The sequence below is a fragment of the Mycobacterium sp. NGS18 genome (assembly GCF_059813185.1).
This window is the reverse complement of the sequence record NZ_JCALEC010000003.1, coordinates 88,910-102,725: the sequence shown is the minus strand read 5'-3', so window position 1 is coordinate 102,725 and position 13,816 is coordinate 88,910. Positions and strand designations below refer to the sequence as shown.

The 13,816-nt window shown below is 67.7% G+C and carries 16 protein-coding genes; 9 read left to right on the top strand and 7 right to left on the bottom strand.

Annotated features, from left to right (window positions below):
- Nucleotides 1–6: 6 nt before the first annotated feature.
- Entirely contained in the window at nt 7–861 is an 855-nt protein-coding gene (locus tag AC5Y31_RS06870; protein WP_499979156.1) for an aminodeoxychorismate lyase, read from the top strand.
- 47 nt (nt 862–908) lie between these two features.
- On the opposite strand, the gene AC5Y31_RS06865 is transcribed toward AC5Y31_RS06870, so the two are convergent.
- The 7 genes from AC5Y31_RS06865 to lmeA all read right to left on the bottom strand — a co-directional run bounded on the left by AC5Y31_RS06865 (nt 909) and on the right by lmeA (nt 4,734).
- Complete coding sequence (locus AC5Y31_RS06865; RefSeq protein WP_065023510.1) at nt 909–1,565, bottom strand: heme-binding beta-barrel domain-containing protein; 657 nt, start codon at nt 1,563–1,565, stop codon at nt 909–911.
- Nucleotides 1,566–1,683: 118 nt separating this feature from the next.
- Nucleotides 1,684–1,986 carry a DUF1416 domain-containing protein gene (locus tag AC5Y31_RS06860; protein ID WP_065023511.1) on the bottom strand — a complete coding sequence of 101 codons (303 nt, stop codon included), beginning with the start codon at nt 1,984–1,986 and terminating at the stop codon, nt 1,684–1,686.
- Between the two features lies 1 nt (nt 1,987).
- Nucleotides 1,988–2,821 (bottom strand): sulfurtransferase, encoded by an 834-nt coding sequence (locus tag AC5Y31_RS06855; protein ID WP_065023512.1) that lies wholly within the window; start codon nt 2,819–2,821, stop codon nt 1,988–1,990.
- A gap of 18 nt (nt 2,822–2,839) precedes the next feature.
- On the bottom strand, nt 2,840–3,310 hold the full coding sequence (locus tag AC5Y31_RS06850) for a DUF4395 domain-containing protein (protein ID WP_499979155.1): 471 nt from the start codon (nt 3,308–3,310) through the stop codon (nt 2,840–2,842).
- A 94-nt stretch (nt 3,311–3,404) separates the two neighbouring features.
- Nucleotides 3,405–3,473 (bottom strand): putative leader peptide, encoded by a 69-nt coding sequence (locus AC5Y31_RS06845; protein ID WP_350355359.1) that lies wholly within the window; start codon nt 3,471–3,473, stop codon nt 3,405–3,407.
- A 50-nt stretch (nt 3,474–3,523) separates the two neighbouring features.
- On the bottom strand, nt 3,524–3,940 hold the full coding sequence (locus AC5Y31_RS06840) for a thioredoxin family protein (RefSeq protein ID WP_065023514.1): 417 nt from the start codon (nt 3,938–3,940) through the stop codon (nt 3,524–3,526).
- Between the two features lie 2 nt (nt 3,941–3,942).
- On the bottom strand, nt 3,943–4,734 hold the full coding sequence (lmeA, locus tag AC5Y31_RS06835) for a mannan chain length control protein LmeA (protein ID WP_499979153.1): 792 nt from the start codon (nt 4,732–4,734) through the stop codon (nt 3,943–3,945).
- A 59-nt stretch (nt 4,735–4,793) separates the two neighbouring features.
- Here lmeA and AC5Y31_RS06830 point away from each other — a divergent pair, with 59 nt between their 5' ends.
- The 8 genes from AC5Y31_RS06830 (at nt 4,794) to AC5Y31_RS06795 (ending at nt 13,806) form a co-directional block, all read left to right on the top strand.
- Nucleotides 4,794–5,576 (top strand): response regulator transcription factor, encoded by a 783-nt coding sequence (locus AC5Y31_RS06830; RefSeq protein WP_301633476.1) that lies wholly within the window; start codon nt 4,794–4,796, stop codon nt 5,574–5,576.
- Nucleotides 5,573–6,457 carry a mycothiol synthase gene (gene mshD, locus AC5Y31_RS06825; RefSeq protein WP_499979152.1) on the top strand — a complete coding sequence of 295 codons (885 nt, stop codon included), beginning with the start codon at nt 5,573–5,575 and terminating at the stop codon, nt 6,455–6,457. The genes AC5Y31_RS06830 and mshD overlap by 4 nt, the downstream gene beginning before the upstream one ends.
- Before the next feature lie 111 nt (nt 6,458–6,568).
- Nucleotides 6,569–7,678: a phosphate ABC transporter substrate-binding protein PstS gene (pstS, locus tag AC5Y31_RS06820; protein WP_065023518.1), complete on the top strand. Its 1,110-nt coding sequence runs from the start codon at nt 6,569–6,571 to the stop codon at nt 7,676–7,678.
- 36 nt (nt 7,679–7,714) lie between these two features.
- Nucleotides 7,715–8,668, top strand: a complete 954-nt coding sequence (pstC, locus tag AC5Y31_RS06815; protein ID WP_499979151.1) for a phosphate ABC transporter permease subunit PstC — start codon at nt 7,715–7,717, stop codon at nt 8,666–8,668.
- On the top strand, nt 8,665–9,579 hold the full coding sequence (pstA, locus tag AC5Y31_RS06810) for a phosphate ABC transporter permease PstA (protein ID WP_301633483.1): 915 nt from the start codon (nt 8,665–8,667) through the stop codon (nt 9,577–9,579). Before pstC ends, pstA begins: the two co-directional genes overlap by 4 nt.
- Nucleotides 9,580–9,631: 52 nt before the next feature.
- A complete protein-coding gene (gene pstB / locus AC5Y31_RS06805) occupies nt 9,632–10,408 on the top strand; it encodes a phosphate ABC transporter ATP-binding protein PstB (RefSeq protein ID WP_065023521.1) in 777 nt (258 codons plus the stop codon).
- 88 nt (nt 10,409–10,496) lie between these two features.
- Entirely contained in the window at nt 10,497–11,597 is a 1,101-nt protein-coding gene (gene pstS / locus AC5Y31_RS06800; protein WP_065023522.1) for a phosphate ABC transporter substrate-binding protein PstS, read from the top strand.
- Nucleotides 11,598–11,790: 193 nt separating this feature from the next.
- Nucleotides 11,791–13,806, top strand: a complete 2,016-nt coding sequence (locus AC5Y31_RS06795; RefSeq protein WP_499979149.1) for a serine/threonine-protein kinase PknD — start codon at nt 11,791–11,793, stop codon at nt 13,804–13,806.
- Nucleotides 13,807–13,816 lie beyond the last annotated feature (10 nt).

Below are 13,816 nucleotides of genomic sequence, written 5' to 3'. Positions count from 1 at the left end.
GGGTCCATGCCCGCCGATGACGCCGTGACGATCGTCACCGTGGGCGGCGGGCCGGTCGCGCCGGATGTCCCGTTGTTGCATGCCGACGATTTGGCGGTGTTGCGTGGCGACGGCGTCTTCGAGACCCTGCTGGTGCGTGACGGCACCGCCTGTCTGCTCGACGCGCATCTGCAGCGGCTGGCCCGTTCCGCCGAGCTGATGGATCTGCCCGCCCCGGACCTGGGTGCGTGGCGCCATGCCGTCGAGGAGGCGGTGCGTCAGTGGCCGCAGGCGGGCGAGGGCGCGCTGCGGATGATCTACAGCCGGGGCCGGGAAAGCGGTTCGGCACCAACGGCGTACGTGATGATCACCCCGCTGCCGGTTCGCATCGCCGAGGCCCGCCGAAAGGGCGTGGCGGTGCTGAGCCTGGACCGCGGCGTGCCGGCGCAGGGGCCGTCGATGCCGTGGCTGCTGGCCGGGGCCAAGACCCTGTCGTATGCGGTCAACATGGCGGCGCTGCGTCACGCCGCCAAACAGGGTGCGGACGACGTGATCTTCATCAGCTCCGATGGCTACGTCCTGGAGGGCCCGCGCTCCACCGTCGTCCTGGTGGAACCGGGGCGCATCATCACGCCGCCGTCGTCGCAGCCGATTCTGCGCGGTACCACCGCCGAGGCGCTGTTCGAGGTGGCTCGCGGTGCGGGTTATCACTGCGAGTACACGTCGCTGCGGGACACGGATCTGTTTGCGGCGCAGGATGTCTGGCTGGTCTCCAGCATCACCCTGGCCGCTCGGGTGCACACCTTGGACGGCCGGGCGCTGAACCCGCGGATGTCCGCTACCGAGTTTGCCGCCCTGGTGGATCGCGCCATCGCCCGTTGACCAGGCGACTCACTCGTACTTTTGGCCGGTAGAGTCAACGCAAGGAATCAGCCGACGAAGCGGACCAACCGGGCCGACAGGTGCGGCACCAGCTCGCCGTCGGCGTCGACCCGCTCCTCCACGTAGGCCAGATCGCCGTCCTCGACGATGCCGTAGAGCCGCTTGGCGCCACCGATCAGGGCACCGGACTTGCTGCGGGCCAACGCGTCGGTGGCCAGCTCCCAGGACGCCGGACCGTGCGGGCGCCCGTAGAACAACTCCACATAACCGACCGAGTGCGCCAGCAGCAGCTCGATGGCTTGGGTCTCGTCCGGATCGGCGGGGTCGTCGATGAACCGCCAGAAGCCGGTCTCCCGCAAGGCGGGACCGCCCACGGCCTCATCGAGCGGCCAGGAGCGGGCTTCCCAGTTCAGGTAGTCGCCACCATCGTGGGAGACCACGATCTGCTGGCCGAACCGGTAGTCGCCGTGCGCGCCGTGGCCCACGCCTTCGCCGCGCCACACCCCGACCAGCGGCAGCAGCGCTAACAGGGCGTCGTGCAGGTTCGCGCCTTCGCGCAAGTTGGCGGTATCGGCGACCGGGAGGTCGTCAAAGACGGGGATATTGCGGGCCGCGGTCTGCTGTGCCCGCTCCGCAGCGGCGGCTACCGCACGGTCGCCCGAACCCGGGATGACCGGACGGTCGTCGCCGCCGGGGGCACTCACATCTCGTCGGTGATCAGCCGATACAGCGTGTACAGCGCAAACCAGGTGATCAGCCCAGTAGCCGCCACCAGCAATAACTCGAAGAACAGGACCACGAGGGGAAGTCTATCCCGAGCGGTCAGGCGACTTTGATGTCGACCTCGTGGATGCCCGCCCCCGACGGCGTCACCACGGCGTCACCGTTGCCGGCCGCGGACAGTGCCCGCACCGTCCATGCACCCGGCGCGGCGAAGAACCGGAAGTCGCCGGTGGCCGAGGCGACGACCTCCGCGGTGAACTCCTCAGAGGAGTCCAGCAGCCGCACGAACGCGCCGCCGACGGTCGCCCCGGAGCTGTCCACCACCCGGCCGGTGATCACCGTCTCCTTCTCCAAGTCGACGTTGGCCGGCAAGGCGAGTCCTTGTTTCGGTCCAGAGCACATATCAGCTTCCCAATTCGATCGGGGCGCCCACCAGGGAGCCGTATTCCATCCAACTGCCGTCGTAGTTCTTGACGTTGCGGTGGCCGAGCAACTCGCGCAGCACGAACCAGGTGTGCGACGAACGCTCACCGATCCGGCAGTACGCGATGGTTTCCTTCTCGCCGTCCAGGCCGGCGCCGGCGTACAGGGTGGCCAGCTCCTCGTCGGACTTGAAGGTGCCGTCCTCGTTGGCGGCACGGCTCCACGGCACATTGATCGCACTCGGGATGTGCCCGCGCTGCTGGCTCTGCTCCTGGGGCAGGTGCGCCGGCGCCAGGATCTTGCCGGAGAACTCCTCGGGGGAGCGCACATCCACCAGGTTCTTGGTGTTGATCGCGGCGACCACCTCGTCACGGCGGGCCCGCAGTGACTCGTCCAGCGGCTTGGCCGTGTACGACGTCGCGGGCCGGGTGACCTTCTCGCCGGACAGCGGGCGCCCGTCGAGCTCCCACTTCTTGCGGCCACCGTCGAGCAGCTTGACGTTCTGGTGCCCGTAGAGCTTGAAGTACCAGTAGGCGAACGCGGCGAACCAATTGTTGTTGCCGCCGTAGAGGATTACGGTGTCGTCTTCTGAGATGCCGCGTTCGGAGAGCAGCTTGGAGAATGCGGGGGCGTCGATGACATCACGCCGGACCGGGTCCTGCAGATCCTTGCGCCAGTCCAGCCGGATCGCGCCCGGAATGTGGTTGGTGTCGTAGACGCTGGTGTCCTCGTCGACCTCGACGAAGACCGTGGCGGGTGCGTCGAGATTCCTCTCAGCCCAGTCGGTGGAGACCAGGACGTCGGAGCGAGCCATGGCGGGCAATCCTTCCGGTTACTTCGAAGCGAACGAGGCTGGTGTCGGGCGCAGGCGCACGACGAGCGGGTAGAGCTGACAGCCCAGGCAGATGCCGAAGGCCGCGTTGAGGAGGGCCGCTGCCAGCGCGAAGGCCGTCGCGGTCAGCCCGACCCCCGGGGCGAAGGCGAATCCCGCGACTCCGATCACGGCGAACACCAGGCCGACGAGCTGCGCGAAGCGCAGCGGCGCCGCCGGCTCACGATCGGTCACCGGACCCAGCCGCGGCGCCACCAGTCGCCGGTAGAGCACGCCGTAGGGGTGGCGGCGCGGACCCCACGCCGCACCGACCGCGAACACGACGGCCTGACCGGCCAGCACGACGGTGGCCACGGCCGGGCTCGACTCGAAAAGGAGCAGGACGGCCACCAGCACCGCGGTGGTGACCCAAGCGGTGAATCTGGGCCCGCGGACGTCTACCTGACTGGTATCAGGTTCGATGCTCGGCATGGTTGCTGCTCCCTGGCTGTCGTGGCGAATGGCTGGTGGAGACATGCCACGGATTACCGGGCTGCGCTCCAGAGCGACGCGAGAACGCGGCGACTCAGCGACAGCGACAACAGCAGCAGCCCGCGGTGCGGCACAGGTCGACTGTGCGGCGCTTGGTGAGCACAAGCTCAAGGCGGGCGAACACGGCGTACAGCCTACCCAATGGCGGGGCGTTCAAGCCAATAGCGGCTGCAGCGCGGATCGCAGGGTAGCGGCCGTCGGGACGCCGGCAGCCCGGTAGCGCTGCCGGCCGTCGGCGTCGAAGATCAGCGTGGTGGGCAGCGACAGCACCGAAAACCTGCGCGCCGCAGCGGGATCTGCGTCGATGTCGATCTCGCGGTGTGCGACGCCCAGTTCGTCGCAGACGTTGTCGACCACCCGGCGCACCCCGGCGCACGGCCCACACCATGGCGCGGAGAAGTGCACCACCGTCGGGCCGCTGGACGTCAGCCCGAGAAACGCGGCAGCGGTGTCGTCGCCGGCGTCGGCCCCGGAGTCGCTGACCGCTACCGTCCGAAGCACCCCGGCCCGGCGGTTCAACCACCAGCCGATCACGCCCGCGAGCGCACAGCCGGCGACGATCGCGATCATGCTCACCGCTGGCGGAATTCCGGCAGGGTTACGGTCATGTCCCCGGCGATGCCCTCGATGATCACGTCGGAGCCGCGGGCACCCTGGCTGGTGGGAACCAGCCCGAACGGCAGCCGTTGTTGCGGCAGGCTGCCGCGGAAGGCCGCCAGCACCGCGGCCCGCTGCTCTTCGGGAACGTGCTGGTTGGCGGTGTCCGGCCCGGTGAGCACCCCGGTCGGGGTGATCACCAGGGTGCTGTGGTCGGCGCCGGCGATCGACAGGTCCACCGCGACGCTGACCCGCTTGCCGTAGCCGGCCGGGGTGCCGGTGAACACCAGCCCGCGACTGCTGGAGATCCCCGACTCGGTGGTGCCGCCGGTGGCGTCGTTGGTCTCGCTCGGGGGCGCTTCCACCATCAGGTCGCGAATGCCCAGGTAGCGGCCCAGATACACCGACCCGATGATGATCCGGCTCTCCAGCTTGGCGACCGGGATCTTGGCGCCCGGGCGGAACCGCCAGGACGCCTCGCTCAGGTCGACCGAATGCATGGTGGCCTCCAGCATCGCCTTGCCGATCATCGGCAGCTCGACGGCGGGGGCCTTGATCTCCACCTCGTCGTAGTGATCCCGCCGCGCCTGCGGGATGAATGGGAAGCCGAGGATCGCCACGAAGGGATCCGATCCGAGGGCGGTGGCCCGGCGAACCGCCCGGGACAGTTGGTATTCGGCGTAGACGCTGGTCCCGAAATCGACTCCGGCGGCGGCGACGACCAGAGCCACGATCACGGCCGATATCCCGATAAGCACCCTGCGCACCCGGCCATTCTGGCAGGTCGCACGCTATCGTTAGATCACCTGGGACGCTGGAGGCCTCGTTGGAGCTACTGCTGTTGACCGCTGACCTGCACCCCGAAGCGGTGCTGCCGTCGCTGTCGCTGCTGGCACACACAGTGCGGACGGCGTCGCCGGAGGTTTCCGCGCTGCTCGAGGCCGGCTCGGCGGAGGTGGTGCTCGTCGACGCGCGCACCGATCTGGCCGGAGCCCGCGGGTTGTGCAGACTGCTGAGCACTACCGCCGGTTCGGTGCCGGTGGTGGCGGTGGTGACCGAGGGCGGGCTGGTCGCTGTCAACGCCGAGTGGGGTGTCGACGAGATCTTGCTACCGGGAACCGGACCGGCCGAGACCGACGCCCGCCTGCGGCTGTTGACCGGCCGCCGGGTCGCGCCGGCCGCCGACCAGGCCTCCGGTCAGACCAAGCTCGGCGAGCTGGTTATCGACGAAGGCACCTACACCGCGCGGCTGCGGGGCCGGCCGCTGGATCTGACCTACAAGGAATTCGAGCTCCTGAAGTACCTCACCCAGCACGTCGGCCGGGTCTTCACCCGCGCGCAGCTGCTGCAGGAGGTGTGGGGCTATGACTTCTTCGGCGGCACCCGCACCGTCGACGTGCACGTCCGGCGGCTTCGGGCGAAACTCGGCCCCGAGTACGAGTCGTTGATCGGCACGGTCCGCAACGTCGGCTACAAGGCGGTCCGGCCGGTGCGTGGCAAACCCGCGGACGCGTCCGACGACGAATCCGACGACGCCGAGGAGGCGGTCGAGGAGAGGGGTGCCGACGCCGCCGATGACGGGGCACCCGAGTCGCTGGCCAGTCAGTGATCGCGCCGCAGTGGCGGGCCGCACTCACCGACGACGAGCAGCGGCAGGTTCGGAAGTTGATCGCCGCCGCCGGGGACCACGACGGTGTCGCCCCGGTCGGTGAGCAGGTACTGCGCGAGCTCGCCGGTGACCGCGCCGGGCATCTGCTCGTCGAGGACGGCGGTGCGGTGCTGGGCTATCTGAACCTGAGCCCCGATGACACCATGGCGGAACTGGTGGTGGCGCCGCGGGCCCGTCGAGGTGGCATCGGGTCCGCGATGGCCCGCGCCGCGTTGGCGAAAACGCAAGGCCGTAACCGGTTCTGGGCGCACGGCACACTGCCCGCGGCCCAGGCCACCGCCGCGGCGCTGGGCCTGACCGCGGTGCGCGAACTGCTGCAGATGCGGCGGTCGCTGCGCGGGTTGCCGGACCCCACGATGCCGTCCGGCGTGGTGATCCGCAGCTACGCGGGGGAGTCCGACGACGCCGAGTTGCTCCGGGTGAACAACGCCGCCTTCGCCTGGCACCCGGAGCAGGGCGGCTGGACCGCGGCGGATCTGGCCGAACGGCGTGCCGAGCCGTGGTTCGATCCGCACGGGCTCTTTCTGGCGTTCGACCAAGCCGCTGACCGGACGCTGCTGGGCTTCCACTGGACCAAGATCCACGCCGGCGCCGAACCCATCGGTGAGGTCTACATCGTCGGGGTCGATCCGGCCGCGCAGGGGCGCGGTCTGGGACGCGTACTCACCGAGGTAGGCCTGGACCATCTGGCTGACCGGCTCGCCGAGGCCGCCTCGCCGACCGTGCTGCTCTACGTCGAGGCGGACAACGCCGCGGCGCTACGCACCTACCGACAGCTGGGGTTTGCCGTGCACAACGTGGACACCGCCTACGGGGCCTGAGCACGGCCGTCGTCGATTTGTTCACCATCCGTTCACCTGCCAGGTGGACGCCATCCATGAGTGCCGTTTAGGTTCCGGTTGGGTTGAACCCGGGCGAGGAAGCGAGAAGCGATGAAATCCAGGACGGCGGCCCTAGCGCTGTTGACGGCCGCGGTCACGGGGTTGGGCCTGACCGGATGCGGCAGTGACGACAACGCCGACCCGGGAACCGCCGCCGGCGCATCGAGTTCCGCCGATTGCGGCGGGAAGAACGCGCTGACCGCCGAAGGGTCGACCGCCCAGCAGAACGCGATCGCCGTGTTCAACCAGGTGTGGGGCAAGGAGTGCGCGGGCAAGAACCTGTCGTATAACCCGACCGGATCCGGTGCCGGCCGTGAACAGTTCATCGCCGGCCATGTCGACTTCGCCGGATCCGACTCGCCGCTCACCGAGGCTCAGGTCTCCGCGGCGGCCGACCGGTGCGGTGGCGGCAATCCGGCGTGGCATCTGCCCTTGGTGTTCGGCCCGGTCAGCATGGCCTACCACCTCGACGGGGTCGAGCACCTGGTGCTCGACGGCGACGTACTGGCGCGGATCTTCAGCGGCGCGGTCACCAGTTGGAACGACCCGGCACTAGTGGCCTTGAACCCGGGTGTGGAGCTGCCGGCCGCTCCGATCACCCCGATCTACCGGTCGGATTCCTCGGGCACCACCGACAACTTCCAGAAGTACCTCAGCGCGGCTGCCCCGCAGAGCTGGACCAAGGGCGACGGCAGCGAGTTCCAGGGCGGCGTGGGCGAGGGCGCGCAGAAGTCCGCCGGTGTGGTGCAGGCGGTGCAGAGCACGCCGGGCGCCATCGGGTACGTCGAGAAGGGCTTCGCTGACCAGGCCAACCTGCAGTCCGCGATGATCGACTCCGGAGCCGGGGTGGTCGCCGCAACCGACGAGGCCGCCGGTGTTGCGATCCAGGCGGCCGGGTTCGTCGCCGAGGACAGCCACGACTTGCAACTGGACCTGCGCTCGCTCTACGGGACCAGGCAACCCGCCGCGTACCCGCTGGTGCTGGTGACCTACGAGATCGTCTGCTCCAAGGGCTATGACCCGGCCACCTCGGCGGCGGTGAAGTCCTTCTTGACGACGGCGTCGACCTCCGGCCAGGACGGACTGGCGGAGGCGGGCTACGTACGGTTGCCTGAACCGCTCAAGCGGCGGCTGAGTGCTGCGATCGACGCGATTCAGTAGCCGGGTTCTGCGCAACCGAGGGGGGGTGTCCCGCCGGTGACTTCGTCGACCAGACGCTCCGCCGGAGGCCGCCTGACCGACCGGGTGTTCCGCCTGGTGGCCGAGGGGTCGGGCGTGTTGATCATCGTCTTGATCACCGCCGTCGGGGGCTTTCTGCTGTTGCGCGCCATCCCGGCGTTGCGGCGCAACGAGGAGAACTTCTTCACCTACGCCGGCAGCTGGGTCACCACCGACACCTCGGCCATGCACTTCGGCATCGCCGAACTGCTGCGGGTGACGGTGTTCGTCTCGCTGTTCGCCCTGTTGTTGGCCATGCCGGTGGCCTTGGGCGTGGCGGTGTACCTCGTCCAGTACGCGCCCCGGCGCCTGGTCGGGCCGCTGGCGTATCTGGTCGAACTGCTGGCCGCGGTGCCCTCGATCATCTATGGGGCGTGGGGGCTGTACGTGCTGGCGCCGCAGCTGCGGGGCAGCGCGCAATGGCTGAACGAGAATTTCGGCGAGGTGTTCCTGTTCGCCACCGGCAATGCGTCGGTCGCCGGCGGAGGGACCATCTTCACCGGCGGAATCGTGCTGGCGGTGATGATCCTGCCAATCATCACCGCGGTCACCCGCGAGGTGTTCGCGCAGACCCCCGGCGGTCAGATCGAGGCCGCGCTGGCACTGGGCGCGACTCGTTGGGAAGTGGTCAAGATGGTGATACTGCCGTTCGGGCGATCGGGCTACATCAGCGCCGCAATGCTGGGACTGGGGCGCGCGCTCGGTGAGACGGTCGCGCTGTTGATCATTCTGCGGGCCACCCAGAAGGCATTCGGGTGGTCGCTGTTCGACGGCGGCTCCACCTTCGCCACCAAGATCGCCGCCACCGCATCAGAGTTCAACGACCAGTACAAGGCGGGTGCCTACATCGCCGCAGGGTTGGTGCTGTTCGTACTCACCCTGGTCGTCAACGCGTTGGCGCGCGCCGCCATCACCAAGAAGGTGCACCAGTGACCGCCCTACTGGATCGGCCCGTCAAGGAACGGACTTTCGCCACGGTCAGCCTGCGGCGCAGGCTGGTGAACAAGGTGGCGACGGTGCTGGTCACCCTCGCCATGGCCGCGGCGCTGGTGCCGCTGGTGTGGGTGATGTATTCGGTGATCGAGCACGGTCTTCCGGCAGTCGTCTCCAGTCGCTGGTGGACCCATTCGCAGGCCGGTATGACGGCCTTTGCGCCCGGCGGCGGCGCCTACCACGCGATCGTCGGGACCCTGTTGCAAGGCGCGGTGTGCGCGGCGCTGTCGATCCCGCTCGGTGTTTTTGTGGGCATCTACCTGGTCGAATACGGTGCCGGCACCCGGCTCGGCAAGCTCGCCACGTTCATGGTCGACATCCTGACCGGGGTGCCGTCGATCGTGGCGGCGCTGTTCATCTATGCGCTGTGGGTGGCCACCCTGGGATTTCAGCGTTCCGGCTTCGCGGTGTCGCTGTCGCTGGTGCTGCTGATGGTGCCGGTGATCGTGCGGGCGACCGAAGAGATGCTCCGGGTCATCCCGATGGACCTGCGGGAAGCCAGTTACGCACTGGGCGCCCCGAAGTGGAAGACCATAGTCAGCATCGTCATTCCGACCGCGCTGTCGGGAATCATCACCGGGATCCTGCTCGCGTTGGCCCGGGTGATGGGCGAGACGGCGCCGCTGCTGATCCTGGTCGGCTATGCGCAGGCGATGAACTTCGACATGTTTCACGGCTTCATGGGATCGTTGCCGGGAATGATGTATGACCAGACGTCGGCAGGCGCGGGTACGGGTGCGGTGCCCACTGATCGTCTCTGGGGTGCCGCGCTCACGCTGATCGTGCTGATAGGGATACTGAACATCGCGGCCCGGTTCGGGGCAAGGGTGTTCGCGCCGAAGAAGTTCTAGTCTGTCGGCGATCTAACGCGAAGCGGTGGGCAATGAATAGGAGAGCTGCACGGTGGCAAAAAGGTTGGACCTGACCGATCTCAACATCTATTACGGGGCCTTCCATGCTGTCGCCGACGTGACGCTGTCGGTCGCGCCGCGCAGTGTCACCGCGTTCATCGGGCCGTCCGGATGCGGTAAGTCGACGGTGTTGCGCACCCTGAACCGGATGCATGAGGTCATCTCCGGTGCGCGGGTCGAGGGATCGGTGCTGCTCGACGGCGAGGACATCTACGGCTCGGCGATCGACCCGGTCGGGGTGCGTAAAGCCATCGGCATGGTGTTCCAGCGTCCGAACCCGTTCCCGACGATGTCGATCCGGGACAACGTGGTGGCCGGGCTGAAACTGCAGGGTGTCCGCAACCGCCGGTTGCTCGACGAGACCGCGGAGCACTCGCTGCGCGGCGCCAACCTGTGGAACGAGGTGAAAGACCGGCTGGACAAGCCCGGAGGCGGGCTGTCCGGCGGTCAGCAGCAGCGATTGTGCATCGCCCGGGCCATCGCGGTGCAGCCCGATGTGCTCTTGATGGACGAACCCTGTTCGGCGTTGGACCCCATCTCCACGATGGCGATCGAGGAGCTGATCGCCAAGCTGAAGCAGGACTACACCATCGTCATCGTCACGCACAACATGCAGCAGGCGGCCCGGGTCAGCGACCAGACCGCGTTCTTCAACCTCGAGGCCGTAGGCAAGCCGGGTCGGCTGATCGAGATCGACGGCACCGAGAAGATCTTCTCCAACCCGAGCCGTCGCGAGACCGAGGACTACATCTCGGGTCGCTTCGGGTAAACGCCGGCGAACCATTGCGCATCTATCCGGTTTTTCTGCCAGCGAGATCGACTACTGTGTGGTGAGCTGCACCGCCGGGAGGGATGCTGTGAAGTCCAATCGTTTCGTCGTCGCGTTGAGTCTGCTGGTGACGGCCCTGCTGCTGGTCGCCGGCTGCGGCAGCTCGGCGTCCTCGGATTCCGCTTCAGACATACCGGTGCAGTGCGGCGGCAAGAAGAAGCTGCTCGCCAGCGGGTCGACCGCGCAGGCTCACGCGATAGAGCAGTTCGTCTACGCCTACATTCGGGCGTGCCCGGAGTACACGCTGGACTACCGGTCCAACGGATCCGGCCAGGGGGTGGCGCAGTTCGCGAGCGGCCACACCGAGCTGGCGGGGTCCGACTCGCCCTTGGACCCCTCGACGGGCGAGCCGCAACGGGTGAGCGCCCGCTGCGGATCGCCGGCCTGGCATCTGCCCACGGTCTTCGGTCCGATCGCGGTGACGTACAACGTCAGCGGTGTCGGTGAGCTCAATCTGGACGGGCCGACGCTGGCCAAGATCTTCAACGGCACCATTACCACGTGGAACGATCCCGCGGTGGCGGCGCTCAACAAGAGTGTCTCGCTGCCGGACGAGCCGATCCACGTGTTGTTCCGCGCTGATTCGTCCGGTACCACCGACAACTTCCAGAAGTATCTCGACGCCGCGTCCGACGGCGCCTGGGGCAAGGGCGCCGGTAAATCCTTCAAGGGTGGTGTCGGTGTCGGCGCTACCGGTAATGACGGCAGTTCCGCGCTGCTCCGCAGCACCGAGGGTGCGATCACCTATAACGAATGGTCTTTTGCGGTTGGGCGGCAGTTGAAAATGGCCCAGATCATCACCTCGGCGGGCCCGGAGCCGGTGGCCATCTCCACCGAGTCGGTGGAGAAAACCATTGCCGGTGCCAAGTTCATCGGCGAGGGCAACGATCTGGTCGTCGACACCTCGTCGTTCTACCGGCCGACGGAGGCCGGCGCCTACCCGATTGTGCTGGTGACCTACGAGATCGTCTGCTCGAAGTACCCGAACTCCGCTAATGGGCAGGCGGTCAAGGCATTCATGAACGCGGCGATCGGTGCCGGCCAGGAGGATTTGGATCAGTACGGCTACATACCGTTGCCGGACACCTTCCGATCGAAATTGCGTACAGCGATCGACGCGATCCAATAGTCGACCGGTCTTCGCGCGACCGGTGGTCGGCGCATGCCTTTTATCGAAATGAATTCGTGGTTCTTCTGAATTTATTTCTGACCCGGAAAGTAGCCATTCCTTAAGGTCGACCTGTAACCTTCAGTTCACCTGCCCTTCATCGGGACGGTGCCTGCAGTTGCCCTGCAGAGAGCAAGTCGCGTCGGTGCCGCTCATGTCACCGGGTGAAGGGAGTGTTGTGGACAGTCGTGAGGCGAACTCGCTGGTAGGAACGCAGTTCGGCCCCTACCGGCTGCTGCGGCTGCTTGGTCGTGGCGGGATGGGTGAGGTTTACGAAGCCGAAGACACCCGCAAACGTCGATCGGTTGCGCTGAAGCTGATCTCGCCGCCGTTGTCGGGAAACCCGCTTTTTCGGGCCCGGATGCAACGAGAGGCCGACGCAGCCGGCCAACTCCGGGAACCGCATGTGATTCCCATTTTCGATTACGGCGAGGTCGACGGGCAGATGTTCGTCGCGATGCAGCTGGTCGACGGCGAGGACCTGGCCGCCGTGCTGCGGCGGACCGGCCCGCTGAACCCGGGCCGAGCGGTGGCGATCATCGACCAGGTGGCCGCCGCGCTGGACGCCGCCCACGACAACGGCGTGACGCACCGCGACGTCAAACCCGAGAACATCCTGATCACCCACCGCGATTTCGCCTACCTGGTCGACTTCGGGATCGCGCGCGCCGCCACCGATCCCGGCATCACCCAGACCGGTACCACGGTGGGCACCTACAACTACATGGCCCCGGAGCGGTTCGGCGCCGACGAGGTCACCTACCGCTCCGATATCTATTCGCTGGCCTGTGTGCTCAACGAGTGCTTGACCGGCGTGCCCCCGTACCGGTCCAACAGCGTCGAGCGGCTGATCACCGCCCACCTGATGGAGCCCCCGCCGCGGCCCAGCCAGCTGCGGCCGGGCGTCGTGCCCATCGCGTTGGACCAGGTGATCGCCCGAGGCATGGCGAAGAACCCGTGGGACCGCTACAGCAGCGCCGGCGATCTGGCTCACGCGGCGCACGACGCGCTGACCGTGGCGGAGCAGCATCGGGCCGCCATGATCGTGCGGCAGGGTGAGGAAACCAGCCGTGCGGTCAGCGTTGCCGGTATCGCGGTCGCCGGCAGATCCGATCGGCCCCCGGGTGGTTTTCGCGGGCAGCCCGGCCACACCGGCGAGTTCGACTCGACCATGGCCCGGCCGGCGGTGGCCGACGGCTCGTGGCGGGAGCGGCCGGCACCCGAACGTCATCCGGCACCCGCAGGGTTCCAGGGTCAGTCGCTGGCCCCGGCGGCACAGCGTGAGAGCCGACCCAAGTGGCTGCTGCCAGCCGCGGCCGCCGCGGCGGTGCTGGCCGTCGTGGGCCTGGCCGGCGGATACGCGCTCACCCGTGAGTCGAGTCCGGCTCAGGTGGCCTCGGCGAACGGGCAGAGCGTTGTGCCGTTGGAGGGACTGAGTTTTCGACTCTCCCCGGGGGGCCTGGCGCTGGACCGCGATGACAACCTCTACATCACCAACCAGAGCATGTACGGTCGGGTGCTGAAACTGGCGCCGGGATCGAACAGCCCGGAAGTGCTGCCGTTCACCGGCCTTTACGAGCCGCAGGGGGTGGCCGTCGCTGCCGACGGCTCGGTGTACGTCAGCGACTTCAACAACCGAGTGGTGAAGTTGGTGGTGGACACCGGCGAGCAGACCGAACTGCCATTCGCGGGGCTCAACTACCCCGAGGGCGTGGAGGTGGACGCTCAGGGCAGTGTCTACGTCGCCGACCGCGGCAACAACCGGGTGGTGAAGTTGCCGGCCGGGTCTGACGCGCAGGTCGTGCTGCCCTTCACCGGGTTGCGTAACCCTGACGATGTCGCCGTCGACAGCGGGGGGAACGTCTACGTCACCGACACCGACAATGACCGGGTGGTGCGCCTGAACGCCGGTTCGGACGCTCAGACGGACCTGCCGTTCACCGAACTGGCCTCACCGTGGGGCGTCTCGGTGGATCGCAGCGACAACGTCTACGTCACCAACCACGAGAACCACAAGGTGTTTAAGCTCGATGCCGGGAGCAGCAACCAGACCAAGCTGCCGTTCACCGGCCTCAACACTCCGTTGCAGGTGGTGGCCGGCGCCGACGGCGGGCTGTTCGTGGCTGACCGCGGCAACAACCGGGTGGTCAAGCTGGTCCCCGGCTCATAGCGAGCCGGGG